This window comes from Selenomonadales bacterium 4137-cl (assembly GCA_032334055.1).
Classification (GTDB): domain Bacteria; phylum Bacillota; class Negativicutes; order Sporomusales; family UBA7701; genus Anaeroselena; species Anaeroselena agilis.
Genome location: JAUOZS010000001.1, coordinates 986,737 through 1,009,703, shown reverse-complemented (window position 1 = coordinate 1,009,703; position 22,967 = coordinate 986,737). Strand labels below are relative to the sequence as shown.

Genomic DNA, 22,967 nt, shown 5'->3' with positions numbered 1-22,967 from the left:
TTAGTCGTCCTCCCATCGCCAGAGTTTTCTAAATAATGCTCTGACTTCGCCAGCAAACTCCCCGAGCGACTCGCGGAACACCATAAAGATGTAGTGGACAACACACGCAGGGAGAATCGCCACGCCGACCGAAAGACGCCAGGCGCGGAACGGGAGAAAGGTAATCAGCGCGCGAAACCACGGCTTAAACATCAGAAGTCCCCCTTTTCTTTATCCCAGCGCGGCCCTTTGAATCTCGGCTCCCGCAGCAGGCCCTTGGAGGATTCGCACATGGCATCCACCTGGACAACCTTACCAACGATCATGTGGGGATACTTCCACCACCATCGCCGCTGCTCGTCCGTCATGCCGCTGATTTCGATTGTCTTGCCATCCTTCCAGCGACACACGAGGGTCCCGAGGGTATCCTTGTACTTGCCCTTGCCTTCCTTCAGGCCCACGACCTCCAGGTCATACGAGACGCCCTTCTTGATCTTGATGATGTCATCGTTGCGCTTGCCCGGTTGGTACACGGCGTCAGGGTTCCGCAGAACGACGCCCTCACCACCACCTGCCCATATTTCCTCGGCGTATGCCTTGGCTTCGTCGAGGGACACTACAGGCTTCTGAGCTATGCAGAAGAGGGTCCAGTAGGTTGCCTTGGTGGCCTTGAAGGCGCGCCAGTTATCAACGCACGCCTTCAAGATGGCGTGTCGCCGGTGATAGAGCACGTGGCCTCCATGCAAAAACTCCTTGATGTAGATGTAGTCGTGACAGCCCGCCATCAGCTCAGGGTGTTGTTCCTTGGTGTCCCGACACCAGCCACTGACGACCGGCTGCGGGGTCCCCATCGGCCCACACGCCTCGAAGATAACGATCTCGCCATCCTCCAGGATGTCCTTGAGGGCCTCCTCGATGTGCCTCATGGAGGTATAGACCTCGCCTGTTCGTGAGTAAATCGTCACGTCACCTTCGTGCCTGTGAGCCAGGCAGAATACACCGTCGATCTTCTCCGAGGCGAGTCGAGGAAACGTAAGGCGCTCCGGGTGTTTCACTTTGTTGAAGTCGAGAGCAAACTGGATGAACTTGTCCTTGGGTCGCCCTGTCAGGGCCAAGAAGTCCATTAGGCTGTCCACCTTCCCATGGCCGCGCCGAGGAGGTAGGCAAAGATCGCAAAACAGAACTCAAACATTACTCAACCACCACCCAATCGTCCGCTAGGATATCGCAGATTGCCGGAAACCAGACCGCAAAGTTGCCGTCCCGGCCAAGCATGGCGAAGAAGGGCCGCATCACGATAGGCGTCCCGTTCATTGTCGCTTCGGGCATCTTCCCGAGGGCTATCCACATTCCAGGAGAGGACCAGCCCAGGCGGCGCATCTTCCGGCCATCCTTTAGGAGCACCAATGCGGTACTAAAGGTGTGCTGGCCGGGCTGCTCAAAGAGGTTGTCCTGTTCAGCGGGCATCGCTATTCGCCTCCTCCTGGTTTTGCTGCGCTTCGTAGCAGGCAGGATACCGGCAGAAGTTGGGGCACGCTCGGCAGACGTTCGTGGTCATGCACTCGTGCTCGCATATGTCGCTCCCTTGCTTCTTGCAGGTTTCGCAGGCACAGAACTCCATCACACAGCCACCTTTCGGCAGAGGCCATGTTTTCGGCGCAGCCTGCGGGGTGAGTGAAGGATGCCTCTGATCCTGTTCAGGGACACACCCACGCCCGCCCTGTCGCGGAGGCAGCGCTCGCAGAACAGCAGACCCCGGATATTCCGAAGGGTTCCTCCAGCTTTGCCGCAGGCGGAGCACGCCAGGATCACCACTGGGCGCTGCTCTTTCGCTTTCCAGGCGTGCCTGTCCTTGGGTTTCGTGCGGATGCCCAAAAGGGTCTTAGTACCCTCCCAGGTGGACTTCGCGATCTGGGCAACGGTTTTCCTGAAGTTGGTCATGACGTGTTCCTCCTCTTCTCATTTCGGCTACATGAGCCAGAGAATCTTGATAGCGGCGGCGCTAACCAGAAAGAAACCCACCGCATTGACGAGCTGAATGGGAGTCATACTTTCCTCCTCAGTGACAGACCGCCCAGTTCGGGCCGATCTTGCCCTCAGTATCGAGCTGGACGCGGAACTTGAAGAAAGCCTGTGTTTCCCTCATGGCTTCCTGGGCGGTCTCGACGACCAGCTTGGCGATCTCCTCGGTCCTGCAAGCTACCTGGACCTCATCATGGACCCAGGCAAGGTAGGCGAAATCACCGTCCCAGCCGTGCTTCAGACCTTTCGCTACCAGGCGATCCTCCAGGGTGACGATCCACTTCTTGCAGATGGCCGCCCCGGCCGCTTGAAGCAGGGTGTTGAGTGCGGCGTGTAGATAACGGACATGCAAAAGGCGGCCGTCAAGGCCCTTAAGGTGCCTCCGCCGCCACTTCCTGACGCGGCCCCGGAACATCTCCGCGACCAGCGTATCTTCGATTGCCTTCTGTAAGGACGCCAGGGCCGGGGTCTTCTCAAGAAAAGCCTTCTTGAGTCGCTTACCATCCTGGTCGGTTCCCTCCACGATCTTGCCGATCTTCGTCACGCCCGCCCCGTAGAGAAAAGCGTAGATGAATGTCTTCGCCTTATCACGGGAGGGCAGCCCAGCGGCCTGCTGGTTTAGGGTGTGGACATCTCCGTTGACAACAGTGTCCGCGTAGCTTCCGCCATCATACGGGGCCATAAAGTGCGCCAAACATCGCAGCTCAAGCCCCGATGCGTCAATTCCAGCCTGGACCCATCCGGGAGGGACAGTGAACAGCTCTCGGCACTCGGCACCATAACGACCTTCGTAGCCGGTGAGTACACTACCGTCCTTTCCGTGCAGAACCTTCGGGACTTGGGCGATGTTCGGCCGGCTGTGAGTTGCCCGCCCGGTGACTGCGCCATTGGTGATAACACTTCCATGAATGTTACCGTCCTTTCCGATGCTCTTGAGCCACGCTTCCTTGCCATCCGCGAGCTGGCCGAGCCTCTTGGATACCGTAAGGTACTCCTCAAAGGTGCTGGCGATCTTGCGAAGCTCCTCCGGGGCAGCAGCGTCGTGCTGGATGAATCTGAAGGTCGTCTCATCGACCTTGAGCGGATACTTACCGGCCGCGATGGCAGCCTTGAGGGTATCCTCCGGGACATCCTTAGCATCGTCCGGGAGATTATACAGGTCAAGGTTTCCCGGCAGATAACCGAAGTGTTTCGTGACGATCCACTCGATCTGCTGGCGGCTGTTCGGGTTGAAGGTCTTGAATCTCTTCACCGGCACGCCTGCGATGTAGCCGAGCTTCTTATTGTCCCGCTTCGGAATGAAATCCTTATCGGGGATCGGTGGGACCTCGCCACCGAGCTGAGTCGAAAGAACCGCAGCGCGACCTCGAAGGACAGCCTCCAGTTCCTTCGCCTTGAACTGATCGAAGGGGAAGCCGTTGCGGACCTGCTGGCTGATGAGCCACTGGGCCTGATGCTCCAGCTCGATAGCGACCGGGGAGTATTCCTTGGCGGCGATTCGCGCCCAAAGGGCCTCCGTGACTGCCACGTCCTGCTCGTTGTAGGCGAGCATCTCTTCGGTGAAGATGGCCCACTTCTCTTCGTCTTCCTCAGTGTGAAGTGCGAAGTCGCCCTTGAGGACCCCTAAGCGATGCCCCCAGGCCCGCAGGCTCTGCGCCTTGTATAGCTTTCCGGGCAGCTTCCCGGAGCGAAGGAGAGGCGCGTCGAGGTCCGCGAGGTTCGTGTAGATGAGCCTGGCGAGGACCAGCGTGTCCACAACGAGATGCCGCTTGTCCCGAGGGATGACGAACCAGGGATAGACCTTCTGGATCGCTTGGATGTCGAAGTTGATTACGTTATGGCCTCCAATAGGCTCATCGTCGAGGACGGCCTGGAGGAGCCTGCGGACCCCTCGCTCGACCTCAGCAGGCCGATAGCAGGTCCGGGTAGACAGGTCCGAGATAGTCATGCAATGTATTTTTGTCAGGTCATCCAGCAGACCATCGGACTCGATGTCGAAAAGGAGCATCTGGCGCTCCAGTCTCCACTTGGTTACTTGCTGTTGAGGTACTTTTCCTGGTAGCCGGCAGCCGCATCTTCAAGCCGGCCCATTTCGCCTTCGAGCTTCAGATATTCCAGTTCGATCTGTGTCATACGCTGACGACGACACTTGATCTGGTCGTTCATCATGCTCCGCATCTTCTTGAAGCGGAACTTGGTGGTCGCCTTGACCGCCTTCTGGACGCTATCGGCAACCGCCTGGGCGATCTCTACGATGCCAGCGGATACCGCTTCGATGACCTCAAGGGTCCTCATGCTTTTCATGGTGTTGCTCCTTCTCGCTTACATTGCTGGCACAGCGTTCCGCCGCCTCGGCAGGGTCCGCATGGATCAGCTATTTTTTTTTCTGCGCCTGTTTCCACTTGCTGCCTGCCTCGCAGAGGTCGCAGGATGCCTCATCTATCAGGCAAAAATTGAAGTAACAGGTTTCGCAGTATTTGTCATCAGGCTTGGTGGAAGTGCCCTCAGCGCCTTTTCTCCTGTTTTCCAGGTCAACCGCCAGCGCCATGTGTGCCCGTGCTGCCATATGCCCGAGGTGGTCGTCTTGGGTATCCCCCGCCAGAGCCGCGTAGGCGTGGCCGATCATGTGGTTGAGGTGCTCTTCCACGGTAATCTTCCGCCAGTTGTCCGGGGAGTGCTTGGTGGCCCCATAAGCCATGACCTCAGCGGTGGCGATGATGGCCTGGGGGTCGAATAAGTGGAACGCATAGGGCACCGCAGACTGGCGGCCTCCGTGCTCGTTGGTCACGATGGGGGCATCTGGGCCGACTCCTTTAATCACCATTACTCCTCCTTTATTTCGAATCTAAAAATCGCCCCTCTCCGAGGTACTTCCCTCCTCTTCAGTGGCGACTGAGTTCTCTGCGATGAAGGCGTCGATATCCTCCACGGCCTGTAGCTGGTCCTTCTCTTTGTCGTACCAGAGATAACCCGCTAGGCCGGTCTCGCCGGTGTGTCTGCACTTCAGAAGACGGACCCGGAGGACGTTCTTAAGTACTTGGTCCTCCTCCTGTTGGTTCCGCTCAAGGGCGATGACGGTGAAGGAAAGCTGGTACAATGCCCCGGACCCGCGCAGGTCGCTGAGAGACACTGTACCGCCTTCCTCGTGGGACTTTCGCTTGTCATCCGTCTTGCGAAGGTGACTAATAACGATGATCCCCACTCCTGTCTCCTGCGCCAAGGAGGCAAGCGCAGTCATCAGGTTATCGAGAATACGGCGCTCGTTTTCGCCTTCCAGCCCGCTTATAGCGATGCTGATATGATCGAGCACCAGGAACTTGCAACCTTCGGATTTCGCCATGTACCGCATTTGGTTGATGAGGTTCGACCCTTCGATGGACCCAAAATGGTCGTAGATAACCACGTTGCCGGGGCCAAGGGTCTCGTCGAAGGCGCGCTTCAGTTCTTCCTTCGGCACGTTCTGCCATTCGAGATGCACAGGCACCCCCAGGGTTAGCGACATGAAGCCCTGAGCGGTCCTCTCGGGTGGCTCCTCAAGCATGAGTGTGCCGACCTTGATCTTCTCGTGGGTCGCCAGCCAGTGAGCTATCGTTCGGACCACCGTGGACTTGCCGATCCCGGAGCCAGCGGTGACGAGGATGATCTCGCCAGGCCGGATTCCTCGGGTCATCGTCTGGAGCTTGATGTTCCACGGAAGCGGAACACTCTTGTCGTCCTCGACTTTCTTGTTGAGTCGATCCCAGAGGTCCCTCCCGTTGATTATCCCATCGGGCCGATAAGGGGCCGCGTTCCAGATGGCCCTCGTGACTTCCTCTGCCTTGCCGGCCAAGAGGCAATCATTAGGGTCCTTGAGGGGCAGCGTGGCGATCTTCAATTTACCAGGACTGAGGAGGCCCTGAACGCTTTTGACAGCGGCCCGGCCGGCCTCGTCCTCGTCAAACATGACGATAACCTCCTCGAAGCTCTCAAGCCATTCGAGGTTAGCTTTGAAGGTTTTCTTGGCGGAGCCGGCCCCCTTAGAGACTGAGACCACCGGATATTTATTTCCTTGAATTTGCGAGACGGTCAGACAGTCGATTTCGCCCTCGGTGACGACGAGCTTCTTCCCTCCACCTGGGAACAGGTGCTGGCCGTAGAACACATCCCCCACCTCACCAAAGGTGCGGAAGGTCTTGTCTTTCCAGCGTATCTTCTGGCCCACGACTTGGCCGTCTCTATAGTAGTTGGCAACCTGTACGGGTTGCCCGTTAATTTTCGATGTGAAGTAGGAGAACTTCTGGCAAGTCTCCTGCATGATGCCCCGCGCCTTCAGAGGGCCGAGGGTTAGGGCATCAGGCGGGATAATGTCGGGGGTCTTCCGCCCTGGTGCCATGTGGTAGGATTCCTCTTCTTCTCCTTTGGTGTAGGTCTTGCACGAAAAGCAGAAGAAATGCCCGTCCGAGTATTTGCAACGGGCATCGCTGCTGCCGCAGTCTGGACAAGGGATGTGTTCCTCGACAATGACCGAATCTCGCACGGCCGCTGCCTCTTTCTCGCTTATCTTACCTTTTTGAGCTTGGCCTGGGGATGTGCCTTCTGGAGTTCCTCAAGGAGCTTCTTCAGGCCCACCTGTTGGGCGTCCGTGGGCTTCCCCTTCGGGCCGCCATCGACCAGCACGTATACTGCGGTCTTGTTGTTTTCCAGGTCTCCCCCAGCGACCGCTGCGGGGTCCCTTCCAGCCTCAACCAGGCCATTCCTTTGAACTACATAGTGATAGTCGATTCCGAACTTCGCAGCCCTCCTCGCGTTCCGATGTAGTTCAGCCGCAGACAGACCCCCAATATCCGCAAAAACCAGATAGAGGAAGTCTGTTGCTTCCCGAACCCTGAACTTCATTTGTCTCCTTTCTCGCCTTTCTTCTTTTTCTTGATAAGGCCCTCGGCCGTCTTCGGCTTCTCCTTAAACCAATCCTCGGGGATCGTCAGCTTGGCGTAGAGGAACCCGTACTTTTCGCACCACATCGCGTAGGAGGTCTTGCTCTGCTTCGTGAGGCGCGTGTTCGGATTGCTAAAGATGAACCTGATGTCAAGCTCGGGCCACTGTTCCTTGATGTAAAGGTGCTTCTTCCGGTCGGACGCCTCGAACAGCCCCTTACCCTCGATGATGATGCCATTCGGCAGAATGAAGTCGGGCGTGTAAATGTGTCCGGCCGCCGGAATCGTGTAGCGCAGGGAGTACGCCTCGTAAATGATGGGAACTCCCGCCTTCTGAAGTTGACGCGCGATGGAAGCCTCAAGGCCGCTGCGGAACTCGTCTGCAACGGCCTCGTGGTATCCTCCATAGCGCGAAAAGACGCGCTTAGTGGTCAATTAGAAATCCGTCTCTTCAGCCCCACCGTCTTCGGTTTCGTCTACCGAGTCTTCTTCACAGAAACCACTCTCCTGATCCGGCTCGTAACCGTCTTCCGGCTCAAAGCCAAAGGCTTCCTCCTGGAGGCCGCCAGCCTTGTACTCCACGAGCTGGATGACCTTCACGGCGTCCAGGAAAAGCTGAAGGCCGTAGGTCTTACTGTCTTTGAACTTCGGCGCAACGCTGAAGGACACGCGGACTCGCGACCCGTTGCCGATCTCGTTCGCCAGCTCCAGGGCTTTCCCGCTGGCCGAGAAGATGGGGATGGTCTTCTTGAAGGTTTCCCCGGTCTTCTTGCTCTCGAAGGTGCTCTTGGTCGAGAACTTGAACACGATGTCGCCGTTCGAATCCTCTTTGGTCCCGAAGTTGGGCGTAGAGCCTTTCGCGGGCTTCTGCCCCTGGAATACACTGGAGGTCTTCTTGAGCACATCGTACTCGGCCTCCAGCTCTTTGAGGAGCTGCTGGGTTGCCTCAAGGGGCAGCTTGAGGGAGATAGAGAATCGCCCGGTCGGCTTACCCTTGTACTCCTCCTCACGGCGCAGGCGCGCCCAGTAGGCTTCCCCTACGGGGGATACCATTTGTTTCCACTGTTTTGCCACTTATGATCTTCCTCGATCTCTCCGCTTACTGTTTTTCGGGGGTGCCGGCTACGATGAAGTATTCGACCAGCGGGGTGCCCTTCGTGATACGATAGGCGTCCACACCCACGTTGTCGATGTAGAGCACGGGCTTCTCGCCGGCCGGAATCACTTCATTAACGAGCCGCAGATTTGACTTCTTCGCCAGGAATGGGACGAGACGCAGGATCGCCACGCCGCCCTCCGGGATGTCCAGCGGCTCTGTGATCTTGATCTCCTGGGAACCCTGAGCGAGTCGGAAGGACCCGATGAAGAAGTCCGCAGGAGAGTTGAGGATTCCTTTGGTGGCCTTGACGGAGGCTTTTGCCAAGTGCATACACCTCCTCTCTCCGTTGATGCTGATTAACTGAAAACGACTCGAAGCTCACTCTCCTTGCGGGAGTAGAGGATTTCGATGCCGTTGATTCTGTCGTTCTCTTCCGGGGCTTGCGAGACGCGCAGTACCATGGCGGCTTCCAGGTCAGCGCGTAGGGCGAGGGTCTGCCTATAACCCAACACGATGAAGGCGGGATGCTGGCCGCGCCTCTCCCAGCGCGCCCTATAAACGGCATCCATGATCTGGGCGACTATGGACGCCTGCCCGCTCACACCGGCCACCGTCCTTCGAGCTTGCGCCTCGTGATCGCCGCGATGACCTCTGCCGCCTTCTCGTCTCCAGCGACGTGGGCGTGTAGTAGCCCGTTGTCGTGCAGATATTGCTCGATTTTCTGGTCGTATTTCTGCGCGTCCTCTTCGTCTCCGTAGCGGCCGACCGCCGAAAAAGGCTTCACACGCTCGACCACGAAATTGAGGTTGTTGAACTTCTTGAACTCCTGGAGGACGAGCTGCTGGAACAGCGGGTTTTTCTCCGCGTCATAGATGGCCGAGAGGAGGATAGGCGAATCGGTTATGATAACCTGGACCTGATCCCCAATCTCCCGCAGGGTCTTCCGCTGCTTCGCCAGGATGTAGAGCTGATCGGTCGGCGCGTAGGTGTTGCCCTCGTAGACCTTGTACTTGATCCACTCGAAGGCTTCCTCGCAGACGATGCCAGCCAGCTTGAGCCGATGGAAAACGCCAGCCCTGGTGGTGGACTTACCGGCCCCCGCGCCTCCGAAGAGGTTAACCACAAGGGGTCTCTGAGGGACATTGACTGGAGGAACCGGCTTGAGGATTGCCTCTTGTAGGCACACCCCCAAATCTTTATAATACCGCATCATCTCCGCTAGCTCGCTATCGCGGGCTGTCTTACCGGAGGCGGCCTGGATTGGCGTCCACATAGGCCGCTCGCGTTTCCGGCCCGCGAAGGTCAAAGCGCAGTATATACAAGGCCCATACTCTTTAACCTTTTTGCCCGCCCGATTCAGGCGGTGCTGACAAGTGGAGCAGTCCGGGGCTGTCTTCGGCTCCCACTTGGAATATGGCAGGTTCGCCGCGTTGCGCCCGGACAGGTAAGAACAGGTTTTACACGGCTCCTCCCCTCCTGCTCTCTTCGCGTACAGGCATGTGGTGCAGTCCCTCCGATCCATCCTGTCACTCCTCCTTCCAGATAACAAAAAGACGCCCTTACGAGCGCCTTCTTGCTCTAATACGTGGGACAGTTGTTTATGGTAAACTAGGCGAACATGTAAAGGCTCTCTAGGACCTCCTCAATTTTCAGCTTGCCCTGCCGGGGAAGCGGAGGAAGTTCGTCTGCCTCTTCGAGATAGATGCCCATCTCACTCGTGAAGGTGCCGAGCGGGTCATGCTCAGTGTAGAGCTGGAGGAACGCCTCACGGACGGTCTGGAACATCTCCCCTGCCTGTGCCACAGGTGCCCCGTAGGAGTCGTGGATGAGCGCGAAGTGCTTGATGCCCTTCTCGTTGGCGTTTAGGACCGTGAGCTGGAGGTGGGCGGCGTCCAGGGAGTGGATGAAGTTAGGAGCTATCCCGGAGACTTGCTCGGTTTTCTTGATGTTGCCGGTCGCCTGTGTGGCAAAGAGTCTCCGCCTGATTGCACCGTGAAGCCGGAGCCGAATTTCCTGCGTCTTCTCCTCCATGTACGCCTGCTGCACCGGAAGGCCCATAGGTGTCGTCCAGGTAATCACTTGACCCCGCTTGCAGACCATCCGGGCGAGCTTTTGGAGATAGTTCATCCCGTGAACCGCCTTGACGACCACCTGCTGGACGACCTCCCAGATGAGGCGGGCCATGTAGCCGGCCGCCTGAGCGGGAGCCACGAACATCCCGCCCCGGCCGTCCTTAAGGGCTTCCTTAATGGTGTCCTCCAGAATCTGGTCCCGGAAGCCATACTCCCGGCTGCCGTAGGGAAGCGTCATGACGGACCTCTTCGTGACCTTGCGAGTAACCCCGTAGGCGAGCCACTGTTGAGACAGACTTTTTGTGCCATATTTAATGTAGGGAGTCCCGTCCTGGGCCGTCTTCGGTTCGTCGATAGTTCCGTGGATGGCGTCCCGCTTCAGTAGCTCGATAACCTTATCGGCCACCTCTTGATAGATATCGTGCGGGTGATCGTCGGGGACGAGATTTACGGCCGCGCCACCCACGGGGTCCCGGAGGAGGGCGCTATAGTGCTGAAGCCCGGAGCACGTGCCATCGAACGCCACAGGAATCCCAGTCACGAAGCCATCGGGAGTTCCGTGCGCTTTTTCCCATGCTTTCCACTTCGCCCACTCCAGGCAGAACGCCAGAAATTGAATGGAGCTGTCATCTTGCTCGGCCCACCAGAGGTATCCTAGAGGGTCCTCGGCGCTCGCAAGGATATGCTTCTCGTTATCCCGGACCCACTGTTTGCGATCCTCGAAGGACACCTTGTCGATCCCTGCCAGGTTCGCCCCGTGGACCATGAGCCACTCAATGTCTTCCATTGAATTGCAGGCTGGGGGATCGGCGAAGAGGAGCAGACCTCGCGTCACATCGTCGCCCTGCGGACCGAAGGAGGGAATCGGATAGACCCGGCCCCGAAAGTCCATATTATGAGGGAAATAGATGTGGTCATATTTAGCGAAGGCTCTCGCCGTCTTGAGGTTCGCTAAGGTGCGGGCGGCCAGGGTGGCCCTGGTTATGTCTTTCTTGTATATCTCCCACTTTTTCTTCCGGTGCTCCTTGAGTTGTTCCTCGGTGAAGTCCCCGGTTAGCTCCGGGAGCTGCGGGAGCTTGTCCATACGCGGGATATCCCCGATCTCGCCCCCTCGCTGGGCAATCTCCTCGACCACGGCCAGGACTTCCTTGTTGATGGCCCAGGGGGTCTCCTGGATGGCGTTGACGGCCTGCTTGATCGCCGACAGGTCAACCTCTTCGAGCCGTTCAAGGTACGCCTTGGTAAATGCGTTCGGAGTCCCTCCGTAGCGCAAGGAGTCGCTCCTGAGCAGCGAGTGGCGGCCGTTAAGGGTCCCGTAGTAGCCCCCGTCTTTCAGGCCCTCCCAAGGTTTCGGAGGGATGACCATCGGGCAATTCCTGTAGACATTCTCAAGGAGCCGCGCCTCGTTTCGCTGCCAGGTCTTGAGGAGCCAATCTGTGGGGACGGCCACGAGCTGCTCATCGCCTCGGGCGCTCTTGGGGACGTGTCGCTCGAAGAAGCCCGACCCGTCGATCACTAGCTCCAGAAGTTGGAAGGCCATGTGGGCGGCGTCCTTCGGGTCCCACCGGGACCACTCGAAGTTCTCTAGCTTCATCGTGCGGCGGGCGTAATACGCCTTGTAGTAACTATCGGCCCGCTCGGCCATGCCTTTTAGGAGGACCTCGACTTTCCGTTCGGGGATACTCTTGATAAATGCTTCCATGCGCGCCTCGGCTTGGATTTCACCGGCTACGATGTGCGCCAGGTCCGAGAGGATGATCGAATCGCGGGCGATGTGGTTGATGAGGGCCGACAGCGGGACAACGGTGAGGAGACCCAGGAGTTCCTCCTCGCGGTGCTCATAGGTGTCCCGGAGCTTCTTCAGGATCGTGATGTAACCCGGCTTAGTGCCTCGCTTAGGTCGGAGCGTCTCGTGGAGCCACGTCTTGACGTTTGCTAGGGCGTCCTCGAAGCCATAACTGACTAGCTTCCGGCCTACACCTGTCTGACTCGCGGCCATTTCGGCCTTGGCGGAGTCGATCACGTGTTGCGCGGCGGCCTTGGCTAGTTCCCTGTAGTGATCTTCGAGCCGTAGCTGTTCCGTGAAGAGGTCTCCATAGATTTCCTCGGGTCCGCGTTGGTTCTGTGTCATGCACTTTGCCTCCTTATTATTACCATTTATGGCAAAAATCGACATTCAAAAGCGCAAAAAGAATACCGGCCCCATAGCAAGGGACCGGCTGGAAATAAACGGAAAGCATCCCAGGTTATGTGCTGAGTAGGGAGTTCAGTTGTCAGCCTATCGGATAGACGGACTTACCTGGACAATAACAGCGTATATAAACCCGTGAAATTGCTAGTATTTAGTTCTGTCTAAATTGTCTTACTTTTCTAGCCCTGCAAACATCTACCAAAAGTCATACTTTTTGGGACTTTTGTCCTATTTGAGAGTCACCGGGACGATCCGCACGCTGCGCCTGCCTGCGCGCTTGTTCACCCAGTTCATGTGGAGGGCGGCGTCTGAAAGTCTCCTGTAGGCAACCTTGACGGCCCCGCCCTGCGTCCGCTGGATGGCGTAAATTTTCTCCTCGTCCATGATCTAGCGCCCTGCCTTCTTCGACTCTTCCGCGTAGACAGCGATTGCCTCGACCAGAATTTCCGCCCGGTCATCACCTGTGGCCGGCAGGCCATGCGCGCGAAGAGTCCTGGCGGCTGCACGGAACGCCTCATCGACTGCCGCCTGTTCGCGTCCGGTCATGGTAGCATAGACCTTGTGAATGGACATAGACCTTCCCTCCTCTCTATCCCAGTAGACCGCGAGCGGCTTCCGGCAAGTGGTCCATCATACCGTTAACCTTCGGGTCGTCCCCGTAGAATCCCCAGCAGGAGTCGATTTCCTCGTCTTCGACCTCCGGGCAGACCTCACAGCCTGCTTCCCCGCCACACGCTAGGCAGTCCCGCGCCTTTAGCTCGTGGAGGATGAAGCCGTAGACCTCGCCCTGGCGGTACTGCTCGTAGGTCTCAAATTCGACCTTTAGGACGCGCAGGACTTGCGCTCGAAGGGCGGGGCTTATCCGCTTGACTTTCCACTCTTCCCGGACGGCCTGCTTGGACACGTACAGGAAGCCGTCAGCACGCAGAAAGCCGTCCCGGTCATAGTCCCAGCCGTTAGCAATTGCAAGGCCATCTCGCGCGTAGAGGTAATAGGGTAGAATAATAAGGTGCCGCTCAAGAAAGCTGGCCAGGGTTCTGTCGCTCGCGTTCTCTGCCCAGCCCTTGAAGCCATACTCGGCTGCCATGCACTCCAGGAAATGGCGATAGCTGTAGTAATTGTGCTTGTCTCCCATCACGTAGTCCCGCGAGAATCCGATCATCGTCCCAAGGTTGTCGAAGTCTTCGCGCGGGTTCGCCGGGGTTTCGTCTTGGATGACCTTCAGACAATACCTGTCGTTCTTATAGGTCTCGATCACGTTCACGATGCTTTGCCTCCTCTCGAATATACACGGGCTTATTTAGGTCTACCATGAGGACCGCTAAGGAGTCCCTAACGGTCCCTAGCTGGACCTAACGCTCGTTCCGGTGGTCTTCGATCTCTACGGCGTGGACGTTATCCCGGAACGCCTCGTATTGCTCCGGCCGCAAGTAAAAGGTTGCGCTGTCTGCGCCGTCTTCTGTGTAATTTTCAACCGTCACAGAATAATAGTCCCTGCCGGCGCTGTCCCGGTTTAAGCTGACGGTAAGAGAGGGAGCGTCCTCCTGCCTCCGCCAGTGAAAGGAACTGTGTACGGCCATAATCTCGTCCTCCTCCTTTTGGTTACTAGTCTAGAGGGACTACATAGCCCCTGGCGTCCACTATCCGGTATTCCTTCGCGTCCTCCATCGGGACGCCGACCGGCTGGAAAAGGCGGATTTCATAGTCAGCATCTTCAGACAATAGGACTTTCACCGTACCCACATACAGGCCGCCACAATGCTTGACTTGCTCCCGGATAAAAGCAGGGCCGGCGACCTTGGCTACCTTGGCAATGGCTTCCTGCCGAGTCGGGGCCGTTGCCCAGTTCATACAGGTGGCTGCGTAGAAATGGCAAGGGGTTTCGGTGGCGGTGTTTTCGAGGTTTTCCATGTTATCCTCCTTTTCGTCGTTCGGCCTGTCTCCTCAGTACCGGGAGGCCATCCCTCGGTAGACCTCCAGACCCACGGAAAGAGTCTAGGAGGTTTCGACGCGCTACACGTAAGCCGGAATCAGGCCATCCATCGGCTTTACCTGTACTAGGTGCTCAAAGAACTCTTGCGGCTTCTCGGTGAACTTACAACCATCCAGCCATTTCCCGATATGCTTGGAGGTTGTGGTAGACCCACGCTTTTCGGTCCTGTAGTATCTAACGCCTGTTTTCTCAAACACCTGCGCGGCTACTGGCGTTTCATAGCTGAAGAGGATGGTGGCTCCGGGTATGTGTACCTCGGTCATGTTGGCTCCTACTTGGCGAATTTTCATTTTACCGCTCCTCCCTATCTACTCACTTTGATCTTTAGGTCATACTTGGCGATTGCCGCCTCAGCCTCGGCCTTCCATCTGGGCCGCTGGGCTTCCACATAGGCCGCAAATTGCTCCTTAGTGGTACAGGTCTCGTGTACCCGGTCGGCCTCCTCTTCGCTCACCCGGAGGTGTGCCGCTAAGGTCTCCCGCTTGTACGCTTGCCATTTCGTCCCGCCGTTCCAGTACCATCCGTTTTCTATGGCGTGCATCGGCTGCCCATCAATGTCCGAAAGGTGGAGGGCTACGAGGTCCGCCAGGTCCGGCCACGCTTTCAGGATGGTCTCATGGATGCAACCGCAGGCAATCATACTGCGCCTTCTGTCCCGTGTTCCGTCTGCCTTGGTCGGGTAAACCTCGCCAGTTATCGAGAAGTACGGCGTTTGGTCTCCGATCTTGGTTAGTCGCCCCTCGGCATACACGTACTCCTTTCGGCCGGGTACTTTCTTGCCTCTATACATGCCTCCCCATCCTTTCGCTCGACCTGTCTCCTCAGCGCCAGGCGGTCAACCCTTGGCGGACCTTCGCGGAGTCTATAGGACCCCGCTAGGTTTCGACTAATCTGCTGCGCGCCTTTCCCGTAAGACTACCCGTCGTTTGCTCCCTACGCCCTCGAACAGAACTCGACTTTCCCAGCCGCCGCCCGCGTAAACAACCTCCTCCTTCAGGACCTGAGCCGCCGCCTCTTTGCCCGTTGCAGCTTCAACCGTGCCGTTCTCGTACTTGGTGCCCACGACTTCGTAATTAAAGACCCAAGGTTTGCCATCTTCCTTCCCTCCTACCATTGATAGATGATTTGCCCGGACTTGCGGTATACCAGGCGGACCCTGCGGAATCCCTTACGGATGGCGCTAAGTTTCGACATGCTATTCCCTCCCCTCTAGTGCTTGCTCCGCAACCCGTCGCGCCTCGTCCTTGAACACTCCGCAGGACGCTTCACTCAGCACACAGCCACAGTACAGACCGGCTTTCCCTAGGCGACCGAAGGAGACCCAGCGGTATTCGTCAATGTAGACCCACACCGAATAGTCGTCTACTGCTGCCCGCATCTTAGCCATTGGCCGCATCCTCCTTCTTATAGAAGCAATCTTCGCCGAAGTCGATTTTACTGAAGTCGCCGGTTATCATCGCCTCACGCATCGCCATAATTTCCGCGTGGCCGAAGGCTGCCAGTTGTAGCGCGCGGACCACATGACCAATGCCAATCGGTATCAGGGTTTTCGCCTCCCTCCGCTTAATCTCGGCCATGAGCTTGCCGGCTGCCTTGTTGTGTTTGTTCCAATTGGCGGTACACTTCTCGTCATCGTTATAAACAGACCCATACCGCCCTTCCCAATACTCTGCGGCCTCTGAATGGTAGGTGAACATCGCCCTGGCATACTCAATAGAACCGTGGTGCAATTCTTCGGCGGCGGCTTTTAGCGCCTTAAGCTGTTTCAGAGTCATTGTTTAGCCTCCTTTTGTGGGAACATGTTCCCTGTTTGATTACACTTTACCACTTGTTCCCCTTTGTGTCAACACTTTCCCGCAAAAAAAAAATAAAATCTTCAGGCTTGCCCTCTGTGTCCACATGTGGTAAAGTAATCCTAAAAGAGTAATATTCAGGAAGGAGGCCATTATGGCGAAGGAGAAGCCAGCGAAAGACGCTGAAATCAAGATACGCCTGCCGCAGGAGGAAAAAGATGCTTTCACCGCGATCTGTGACCGGGACGCCGTGAACGCATCTGAGATAATCAGACGCCTACTCGCGGACTACGTGAAATCGAATAGCTAGAACACGAAAAGCCCTCCTAGCGAATCCCTTACGGACTCATTAGGAGGGCTTTTACTATCCATGTCGAAGTATTGCCATATTATGGAGGTGAATCGTAATGACCATTTTAGGAAGTCTCGCGGGTGCCCTTGGCGTTATGCTCTCGGACGGCCTTCTGGTTTTACTCCTGGTTGTCGCGGTGGGCCGTTTTATTACCTCGTGGCCTCTTCGGTACGTCCTCGGCGTTGGCCTGGCCGTGGCTGCCTGCGTGGCCTTCGGGAAGTCCCCCAGGCTCCTGGAGTATATCCTCGCGGGTATCCTGTGGACTGCCGCCTGGCATGGTCTCTCACAGGCTCGCGGAAAGAGTGTGCAAAAGGTTAGACAGTAGGTGACTAGAGGATGTCCTGGAGGTGTCTAATTTACTCTACACTCTAATACAGATGAGTTAACGCACGTTAACCCAAACTTAGCACCTGGTCCCAATATTAGGTACTAATTAGCGGGCGTCTGTCCCCTCCAGGTCATCCCCCGCGCCGTCCCCGCCGCCCTCCCAACGTCCAATAATAGTCATTATGTAGCCTAGCGGCCGCGCCATCACTGGCCTGGCGGCCTTGGTTCGCTTGTGGTATACAAAAGTATTTCCCAGAGGGACGCCATCACTTAGGGAACGGACGTTCGGGATGGGCCACGGGGGAACGCTAGTGAACGCGAAGCGTGAACGTCCCCTCTCGGAAATTTTCGCCAAATTTTACTTTGACCTTTTGACTACGCCAGGTAATCCTACGGGGACCGGCAGGACATCCTCCAGGCCACCCACAGGATTAGCACCAGGATTTGCAGGACATCCCGCCACATAGGACACCTCCTCTCCACCAGGAGGAATCCTCAAGGTCGCGCCTCAATGGATGAGCACCGGGAGGCTTCGAGCCACAACCGTCAAGATTCCTCTTGAGAAACGAAGGTCGATGTGCTATGATGCACCTGAGAGGTGGTATATTATGGCAACCCAACGGAGACCCAAAGGCGAGGGGTCCCTCCAGGAGCTACCTAACGGCAAGTTTAAGGTCCAGGTAGACGCAGGCTGGGACACGGGTGGAAACCGAAAGCGCGTCACATTCACTTCATCCTCAAAGGCGGAGGCAATCCGCAGGCTTAACGAGTTCAAGGCGGATAAGATCAAGGGGTCCCTTGTGGGGTCCTCTAGCACAACCCTTGCGGACCTGATCGAGAGGTGGCTAAAAGCCAAAAAGCAGCTAACTAAGCGGTCCTCCTACGATAGCTACAAGGGAATCTGCGAGCAGCACCTGACGCCCGCCCTGGGGAAACTGAAGGTCCAGAAGCTCACCACGGCGCGCCTTAACGATTACCTCAGCGGAAAGCTGGCAGAGGGCCTGTCCAATAACACAGTTTCAAAGCACAGGGTTCTCCTTCACGACCTCCTCGACCTAGCACTCCGCGAGGGCATTGTTAGCCGCAATGTGTCGGAGATGTGCCACACGGTCGTTCGCAAGAAGGCGAATATAGGAGTCTTAAATAAAGAGGAGTGTCAGCTCCTGCTGGAGACCGCAAGGGGCCTAATTGGCCGAAAGACTCAGGAGCGATACATTTACTACTTGGTCCTGCTTGCTCTTGCCACAGGAATGAGACGCGGCGAGCTGGTGGCGCTGCGCTGGGGTCATATCAACAAAGAGGCGGCCACAATAACGGTCAAGGATAGCCTAATAGAGGTAGCCGGCGGTATCCACCTCGACTCCCCAAAGACAGCCGACTCGCGCCGCACAATAGCGGTGGACAAGTCCATTATAGAGACCCTGAGCGAGTTGAAAAATCCGAATTACGACCTGATCTTCCACCGAGGGAAGGGCGAGGAATTTACTCCTTCGCGGGTAGGCAAGCTCTTTTCGGCCCTGCTGACTCAATGCAGCCTCGAAGGATACCGATTTCACGATCTCCGCCATACTCACGCCACCCAGTTGATCGCCTCCGGGGTGAACGTAAAGGTCGTGTCGCAGCGCCTGGGCCATGCGAACATCAAGACCACCCTGGACTTATACGTGCATGTGCTACCAGAGCACGACAAGCAGGCTGCGGACATCATGGGGGCCTGGCTGGGTGCCAACAAAGTGCCTATTAGTGACAATGAACCAGAGAAAACGAGAGAGAACCAGAGCGAAGAATCCAGCAACGACGCCCACTCTCCAGGTCAGACAGAGTAAGACCCGGAACTTGATGTTCCGGGTTTTTGTTTGTAGTTTTTGCTGGGAGGACAAAAAAACGGCAAACCCGGAGCTGTAATGCTCCGGGTTGATTATTCGGGTTTATCGACCCGCACTACCAAAAAGGCGCCGAAGGAGGGTATGTTTCGCTGGCACCAGCGTTCGAAGGGGTCGGGGTGGCGGATGAGGGCGGCGGGGGCGAAGGGGGGGACGAAGATGGTGCCGCGCCAGGCGGTTATCGGGTGGGGGGCGAAAAAGGCGCGCATGTCCTGAATGCTATGGAAGGTGGCGTGGCGGAAGACGGTTTTTTTGAAGAAGGTTTTGAGGCGGCGCTGCCAAGCCCAGGGGCTTTGGCTGCCGAGGGTGGCGACGACGAGGCGGCCGCCGGGCCTGACGATGCGGTACATGTCCTGGAGGCAGGCGCGAGGGTCGGCGAAGAATTCCATGGCGGTGATGCTGGTGACCAGGTCGAAGCTGACGGCGGCGAAGGGCAGGGCCGCGGCGTCGCCTTGAAGGAAGGAAACGGCGTCGCCGTGGCGGGCGGTGCGGGCGGCGGCGATGGCGAGCATTTCGGGGGAGATGTCGACGCCGGTGACGCTGGCGCCGGCCTGGAGGAGTTCGTCGGTGTAGATGCCGGTGCCGCAGCCGATGTCGGCTACGTTCATCCCGGGCGCGGGGGCGGCGAGGCCCAGGACGGCTTCGCGCTCGAAGCGGTGGACGTAGCGCCCGTGGGGGGTGGCGAACCAGGCGTCGTATTTGGCGGCGAGTTCTTGGAAGTAGTTGGCGTTCACAGCAGGAATCCCAGCCTTTGTTTGTCGGTGTCGGTGAGGAGGACGGGGAGGGCGAGTTCGTCGCTGATGGCGGACCGCTTGGCCTGACGGGTCCTGGACCGCAGCCAGTGGGCGGCGAGGAGCTGACAGAAGCGTTTGGCGGCTTTGGGGTTGGCCCGGTCGGCCCCCGCCCAGCAGCGGAGGAATTCGGCGAGGATGTCGCCGACGGTGGTGACCATGTCCTGGCGGGCGGCGAATTCGGCGACGGCTAGGCTTTCGCGCACGATGAGGTAGAGGGCCTGGGGACGGAAGTCGGCGGCGTGTTCGGGGGCGCCGAATTTGAGTTCGAGGGCGAGCAGTTCGCGGCCGATTTCGAAGAGGGGCAGGACGAGGGCAAAGCCTTCGGCGATGCCGTGGCGCTGGATGGCCATGCGGGCGGTCTGGCCGGCGCCGGCGACGGACGCTTCCCAGCGCTTGAGGTCGGCGCCGGCGAGGGCGAGGCGCAGGGCGGCTTCGGCGATGGCCGGCGCGAGGGTGCTGCGGGGGCGAAGGCTGGCGGTGCCGGCAAGTTTGTGCCATTCTTTGACAAGGGCGGCAAGGTCCGCGGACGGCCACAGGCCGCCTGCGCTCCGGCGGGCGGTGAAGTCGGCCAGGATGGCGAAGGTGGCGTTGTCGTTGTTCTGGACTGCGCGGTGGAGCCAGGCGCAGACGAGGGCGCCGAGTGCGGCGGCCGGTCCGCCTTCGAGGCTGGCGGGCAGGGCGGCGTCCAAACGGGTGACGATTTCGCGGAAGAGGTCGCCGTCGCGGCGGCGGAGGGCGAGGATGCCGATGGTTTCCAAGACTTTGAAAGCGGCAAGGAGGGCGGCCCGGTCGTCTTCCCAGCCGGTTTTTTCGAGGAGGGAAAAAGTAATTTCGGCTGCTTTCGCAGCCAAAAAGTTGTGTTTTTCCCGCAGGGCGACTGCGGCGATGGTGGTTATTTGTCCGGCGGCGTCCGGCACTTCTTCGGTTGGCAGGCGTTTCAGGAGCAGCCGGAAGGCGTCGAGGACGGCGGCGGCGGTGTCGAGCTGTCTGGCGCGGACGGCCCGTACGGCTAAAGCGCCGAGCAGGACGGCTTCGCCGGGCCGGGTTATGCCGTGTCCGTAAACGGTTTTGATGAGGTCGACGGCCTGGTAGGCGCCTTGTTCGTTTTTGGCGCTTACGGCGGCGTGGGCGAGGGAGAAGAGCCGCCGCAGCAGGTCGAGGGTTTCGGGGTTTGAGCGGCCACGTTTGAGGCGGGCTACTCTGTCTGCGAGGCGGCGCTGCCGCCCGGCGATGCCGCGGGTACGGTTATAGAGGAAGGCGGCGAGCAGGAGCAGGGCGACCGCGGCCGCGACTGCGCCATAAAGCCAGACAGGCTCGATGGCCGCGAGTATTTCCATGCCTCTCCCCTCCCCCATTTTTATGCTTAGATTCCAAAGGCTGTCTAAAAAGCTCCAGATGCAAGGCGCACCGGAGGATGGCCCGCGCCGGCGTACTTGGTTGCGTACGTCAAGCGGGCCATCCGAGGAGCAAGTGCGCGAGTCTTGGTGCTTCAGCGCCTTAGAGTCGCGGCCTGCTCCTTGCGAGTGCGCCGCAGATGGACTTTTTAGGCAGCCTTTATTTGGCGTTGATGTGGCCTTTGTATATGACGCCCCGCGCCGAGTCGACCGTGACGGTGATGCCGTCGGCGAGCTTTTCGGTGGCGCCTTCGACGCCGACGACGACTGGCAGGCCGTAGCTGATGCCGACGATGGCGGCGTGGGATGTGAGGCCGCCTTCTTCGGTGACGATGGCGGCGGCCTTGGCGGCGTAGGGGGCGGTTTCTTCGTCGACGCTGCTGATGACGAGGATGTCGCCGGGGGCGAATTTTTCGCTTATGTCGCGGGGGGTGCGGGCGACGCAGATTTTGCCGGTTACGACCCGATGACCGATGCCGGTGCCGCGGAGCAGGATGTTGCCGACGATGACGACCCGGATCATGTTGGTGGTGCCCCGCGTGCCGGCAGGTACGCCGGCGGTGATGACGACGAGGTCGCCTTCTTTGACGATGCCGGCGGACAGGGCGAGGTCGATGGCGTTGGCGACCATTTCGTCGGTGTTCTGGGTGCCGACGCCGAGGACGGGGTGTACGCCCCAGTAGAGCTGACAGCGCCGCAGGGTTTTGGCCCGCGGGGTTACGGCGACGATGGTGGCTTGGGGGCGGTAGCGGGCGATCATGCGGGGGGTGAAGCCGGTTTCGGAGACGGTGATGATGGCGCCGGCGCCGAGTTCGTGGGCTACCTGGACGGTGGCGTGGCTGATGGCGCCGGTGGTGGTGCGCTGGACGGTGAGGCCCTTGGCAAGAAGGATGTCGCTGTAGTCGAGGGCCGCTTCGGTGCGCGCGGCGATGCGGGCCATGGTCTGGAGGGCTTCTATGGGGTGGGCGCCGGCGGCGGTTTCGCCGCTGAGCATGATGGCGTCGCTGCCGTCGAAGATGGCGTTGGCGATGTCGCTGGCTTCGGCTCTGGTGGGCCGGGGGTTGGCGAGCATGGATTCAAGCATCTGGGTGGCGGTGATGACCGGTTTGCCGGCGACGTTGCATTTTTCGATGAGGAGTTTCTGGACGATGGGGACTTCTTCGGTGGGGATTTCGACGCCGAGGTCGCCGCGGGCGACCATTACGCCGTCGGAGACTTTGAGGATTTCATCGATGTTGTCGACGCCTTCGGCGTTTTCGATTTTGGCGATTATGTCCATGGCGGCGCCGGCTTCTTCGATGACTTTGCGGATGGCAAGGATGTCGGCGGCCCGCTGGACGAAGGAGGCGGCGACGATGTCCATGCCCTGTTCAATGCCGAAGATGATGTCGGCGACGTCCTGTTCGGACAGGGGCGGCAGGTTGACGGCGGCGCCGGGGGCGGCGACGCGCTTGTTGCTGCTGATTTCCCCGCCGTTTTCGACGGTGGTGATGATGTCTTCGCCGTCGATTTTTTCGACCCGGAGGCTGATGAGACCGTCGGCGAGGAGGATGGTGCTGCCGGGGGCGACTTCCCCAGGCAGCCCTTTGTGGTTGACGGATACGCTCCGGCTGTCGCCGGCGACTTCACGGGCGGTGATGACGAATTGGCTGCCGGCTTCGAGGGTGACTTTGCCGGCGGCTATTTTGCCGATGCGCATTTCCGGCCCTTTGGTGTCGAGCATGAGGGCGACCGGGACGCGGCACTCCTCGGCGGCTGCGCGGACCATGGCGATGCGCCGGGCGTGGTCGTCGTGGCTGCCGTGGGAGAAATTGAAGCGGGCGACGTCCATGCCGCCCTTTATGAGTGCTTGCAATACCCCGGGCTTGTCGGTGCTGGGCCCGACCGTGCAGACGATCTTGGTCTTTTTCAGCATTGCGGTTTTTCTCCCTTGCCTATCTGGCGGCGAACTGGCATAACACAGCCTGAGCTTCGTCGGCTTCGGATTCGAGAACCATGACTTCGTAGAGTCCGTCGCCAAGCATGGCGATCCCCGCCGGCCGGATGTTGGCGAGCACGCCTTCGGCCGAGAGCAGTCCCCTGATCTCTTCCGCTTGCGCACGGTTGGCTGCGATATACACCACTGTCCACATGATGCCGCCCTCCAGGATAATAA

The 22,967-nt window shown here is 58.6% G+C and carries 31 protein-coding genes and 1 other RNA gene; 2 read left to right on the top strand and 30 right to left on the bottom strand.

What is annotated here, in order from left to right:
- The 26 genes from Q4T40_05195 to Q4T40_05070 all read right to left on the bottom strand — a co-directional run bounded on the left by Q4T40_05195 (window position 1) and on the right by Q4T40_05070 (window position 16,044).
- Complete coding sequence (locus Q4T40_05195) at window positions 1-192, bottom strand: hypothetical protein (protein MDT8900635.1); 192 nt, start codon at window positions 190-192, stop codon at window positions 1-3.
- The gene (locus Q4T40_05190) at window positions 192-1,103 is read right to left on the bottom strand and encodes a hypothetical protein (protein ID MDT8900634.1); all 912 of its coding nucleotides are present in this window, start codon (window positions 1,101-1,103) and stop codon (window positions 192-194) included. Before Q4T40_05190 ends, Q4T40_05195 begins: the two co-directional genes overlap by 1 nt.
- A gap of 67 nt (window positions 1,104-1,170) precedes the next feature.
- A complete protein-coding gene (locus tag Q4T40_05185; GenBank protein MDT8900633.1) occupies window positions 1,171-1,446 on the bottom strand; it encodes a DUF2829 domain-containing protein in 276 nt (91 codons plus the stop codon).
- The gene (locus tag Q4T40_05180; protein ID MDT8900632.1) at window positions 1,436-1,603 is read right to left on the bottom strand and encodes a hypothetical protein; all 168 of its coding nucleotides are present in this window, start codon (window positions 1,601-1,603) and stop codon (window positions 1,436-1,438) included. Before Q4T40_05180 ends, Q4T40_05185 begins: the two co-directional genes overlap by 11 nt.
- The gene (locus Q4T40_05175; GenBank protein MDT8900631.1) at window positions 1,600-1,920 is read right to left on the bottom strand and encodes a hypothetical protein; all 321 of its coding nucleotides are present in this window, start codon (window positions 1,918-1,920) and stop codon (window positions 1,600-1,602) included. The genes Q4T40_05180 and Q4T40_05175 overlap by 4 nt, the downstream gene beginning before the upstream one ends.
- A gap of 118 nt (window positions 1,921-2,038) precedes the next feature.
- Window positions 2,039-4,009 (bottom strand): DNA polymerase, encoded by a 1,971-nt coding sequence (locus Q4T40_05170; protein ID MDT8900630.1) that lies wholly within the window; start codon window positions 4,007-4,009, stop codon window positions 2,039-2,041.
- Window positions 4,010-4,032: 23 nt separating this feature from the next.
- Window positions 4,033-4,305 (bottom strand): hypothetical protein, encoded by a 273-nt coding sequence (locus Q4T40_05165; protein ID MDT8900629.1) that lies wholly within the window; start codon window positions 4,303-4,305, stop codon window positions 4,033-4,035.
- Between the two features lie 70 nt (window positions 4,306-4,375).
- Window positions 4,376-4,825, bottom strand: a complete 450-nt coding sequence (locus Q4T40_05160) for a DUF5664 domain-containing protein (GenBank protein MDT8900628.1) — start codon at window positions 4,823-4,825, stop codon at window positions 4,376-4,378.
- 21 nt (window positions 4,826-4,846) lie between these two features.
- The gene (locus Q4T40_05155) at window positions 4,847-6,517 is read right to left on the bottom strand and encodes a DnaB-like helicase C-terminal domain-containing protein (GenBank protein ID MDT8900627.1); all 1,671 of its coding nucleotides are present in this window, start codon (window positions 6,515-6,517) and stop codon (window positions 4,847-4,849) included.
- Between the two features lie 20 nt (window positions 6,518-6,537).
- Window positions 6,538-6,876: a hypothetical protein gene (locus tag Q4T40_05150; protein ID MDT8900626.1), complete on the bottom strand. Its 339-nt coding sequence runs from the start codon at window positions 6,874-6,876 to the stop codon at window positions 6,538-6,540.
- A complete protein-coding gene (locus tag Q4T40_05145) occupies window positions 6,873-7,349 on the bottom strand; it encodes a hypothetical protein (protein MDT8900625.1) in 477 nt (158 codons plus the stop codon). Before Q4T40_05145 ends, Q4T40_05150 begins: the two co-directional genes overlap by 4 nt.
- Window positions 7,350-7,988 carry a hypothetical protein gene (locus tag Q4T40_05140; protein MDT8900624.1) on the bottom strand — a complete coding sequence of 213 codons (639 nt, stop codon included), beginning with the start codon at window positions 7,986-7,988 and terminating at the stop codon, window positions 7,350-7,352.
- Between the two features lie 25 nt (window positions 7,989-8,013).
- Window positions 8,014-8,343 (bottom strand): hypothetical protein, encoded by a 330-nt coding sequence (locus Q4T40_05135; protein MDT8900623.1) that lies wholly within the window; start codon window positions 8,341-8,343, stop codon window positions 8,014-8,016.
- A gap of 26 nt (window positions 8,344-8,369) precedes the next feature.
- The gene (locus tag Q4T40_05130) at window positions 8,370-8,582 is read right to left on the bottom strand and encodes a hypothetical protein (GenBank protein ID MDT8900622.1); all 213 of its coding nucleotides are present in this window, start codon (window positions 8,580-8,582) and stop codon (window positions 8,370-8,372) included.
- Window positions 8,583-8,611: 29 nt separating this feature from the next.
- A complete protein-coding gene (locus Q4T40_05125; GenBank protein MDT8900621.1) occupies window positions 8,612-9,136 on the bottom strand; it encodes a hypothetical protein in 525 nt (174 codons plus the stop codon).
- 485 nt (window positions 9,137-9,621) lie between these two features.
- A complete protein-coding gene (locus Q4T40_05120) occupies window positions 9,622-12,216 on the bottom strand; it encodes a hypothetical protein (protein ID MDT8900620.1) in 2,595 nt (864 codons plus the stop codon).
- A 288-nt stretch (window positions 12,217-12,504) separates the two neighbouring features.
- Window positions 12,505-12,660, bottom strand: coding sequence for a hypothetical protein (locus Q4T40_05115; protein ID MDT8900619.1), 156 nt, complete (start codon window positions 12,658-12,660; stop codon window positions 12,505-12,507).
- A gap of 3 nt (window positions 12,661-12,663) precedes the next feature.
- A complete protein-coding gene (locus Q4T40_05110; protein ID MDT8900618.1) occupies window positions 12,664-12,849 on the bottom strand; it encodes a hypothetical protein in 186 nt (61 codons plus the stop codon).
- Window positions 12,850-12,865: 16 nt separating this feature from the next.
- Complete coding sequence (locus Q4T40_05105) at window positions 12,866-13,540, bottom strand: hypothetical protein (GenBank protein ID MDT8900617.1); 675 nt, start codon at window positions 13,538-13,540, stop codon at window positions 12,866-12,868.
- An 88-nt stretch (window positions 13,541-13,628) separates the two neighbouring features.
- Entirely contained in the window at window positions 13,629-13,856 is a 228-nt protein-coding gene (locus Q4T40_05100; protein MDT8900616.1) for a hypothetical protein, read from the bottom strand.
- A 25-nt stretch (window positions 13,857-13,881) separates the two neighbouring features.
- Complete coding sequence (locus Q4T40_05095; protein MDT8900615.1) at window positions 13,882-14,187, bottom strand: hypothetical protein; 306 nt, start codon at window positions 14,185-14,187, stop codon at window positions 13,882-13,884.
- Window positions 14,188-14,206: 19 nt separating this feature from the next.
- Window positions 14,207-14,287, bottom strand: an RNA gene (locus Q4T40_05090) — hammerhead ribozyme type II.
- A gap of 2 nt (window positions 14,288-14,289) precedes the next feature.
- Entirely contained in the window at window positions 14,290-14,559 is a 270-nt protein-coding gene (locus tag Q4T40_05085; protein ID MDT8900614.1) for a hypothetical protein, read from the bottom strand.
- Window positions 14,560-14,573: 14 nt separating this feature from the next.
- Window positions 14,574-15,059: a hypothetical protein gene (locus Q4T40_05080; GenBank protein MDT8900613.1), complete on the bottom strand. Its 486-nt coding sequence runs from the start codon at window positions 15,057-15,059 to the stop codon at window positions 14,574-14,576.
- 405 nt (window positions 15,060-15,464) lie between these two features.
- The gene (locus tag Q4T40_05075; protein MDT8900612.1) at window positions 15,465-15,656 is read right to left on the bottom strand and encodes a hypothetical protein; all 192 of its coding nucleotides are present in this window, start codon (window positions 15,654-15,656) and stop codon (window positions 15,465-15,467) included.
- Window positions 15,649-16,044, bottom strand: coding sequence for a hypothetical protein (locus tag Q4T40_05070; GenBank protein MDT8900611.1), 396 nt, complete (start codon window positions 16,042-16,044; stop codon window positions 15,649-15,651). Before Q4T40_05070 ends, Q4T40_05075 begins: the two co-directional genes overlap by 8 nt.
- Before the next feature lie 172 nt (window positions 16,045-16,216).
- Between Q4T40_05070 and Q4T40_05065 the strand changes: the two genes are divergently transcribed.
- Together Q4T40_05065 and Q4T40_05060 are read left to right on the top strand one after the other, a co-directional pair.
- Window positions 16,217-16,372 carry a ribbon-helix-helix protein, CopG family gene (locus Q4T40_05065; GenBank protein MDT8900610.1) on the top strand — a complete coding sequence of 52 codons (156 nt, stop codon included), beginning with the start codon at window positions 16,217-16,219 and terminating at the stop codon, window positions 16,370-16,372.
- A 977-nt stretch (window positions 16,373-17,349) separates the two neighbouring features.
- Window positions 17,350-18,567 (top strand): tyrosine-type recombinase/integrase, encoded by a 1,218-nt coding sequence (locus tag Q4T40_05060; GenBank protein ID MDT8900609.1) that lies wholly within the window; start codon window positions 17,350-17,352, stop codon window positions 18,565-18,567.
- 92 nt (window positions 18,568-18,659) lie between these two features.
- Here the strand turns inward: Q4T40_05060 and Q4T40_05055 are convergent, their stop codons facing one another.
- The 4 genes from Q4T40_05055 to Q4T40_05040 form a co-directional block, all read right to left on the bottom strand.
- Window positions 18,660-19,358, bottom strand: coding sequence for a class I SAM-dependent methyltransferase (locus tag Q4T40_05055; GenBank protein ID MDT8900608.1), 699 nt, complete (start codon window positions 19,356-19,358; stop codon window positions 18,660-18,662).
- Window positions 19,355-20,755, bottom strand: a complete 1,401-nt coding sequence (locus Q4T40_05050; GenBank protein ID MDT8900607.1) for a hypothetical protein — start codon at window positions 20,753-20,755, stop codon at window positions 19,355-19,357. The genes Q4T40_05055 and Q4T40_05050 overlap by 4 nt, the downstream gene beginning before the upstream one ends.
- Before the next feature lie 217 nt (window positions 20,756-20,972).
- Window positions 20,973-22,727: a pyruvate kinase gene (gene pyk, locus Q4T40_05045; GenBank protein MDT8900606.1), complete on the bottom strand. Its 1,755-nt coding sequence runs from the start codon at window positions 22,725-22,727 to the stop codon at window positions 20,973-20,975.
- A gap of 19 nt (window positions 22,728-22,746) precedes the next feature.
- A complete protein-coding gene (locus Q4T40_05040) occupies window positions 22,747-22,944 on the bottom strand; it encodes a hypothetical protein (GenBank protein MDT8900605.1) in 198 nt (65 codons plus the stop codon).
- Window positions 22,945-22,967 lie beyond the last annotated feature (23 nt).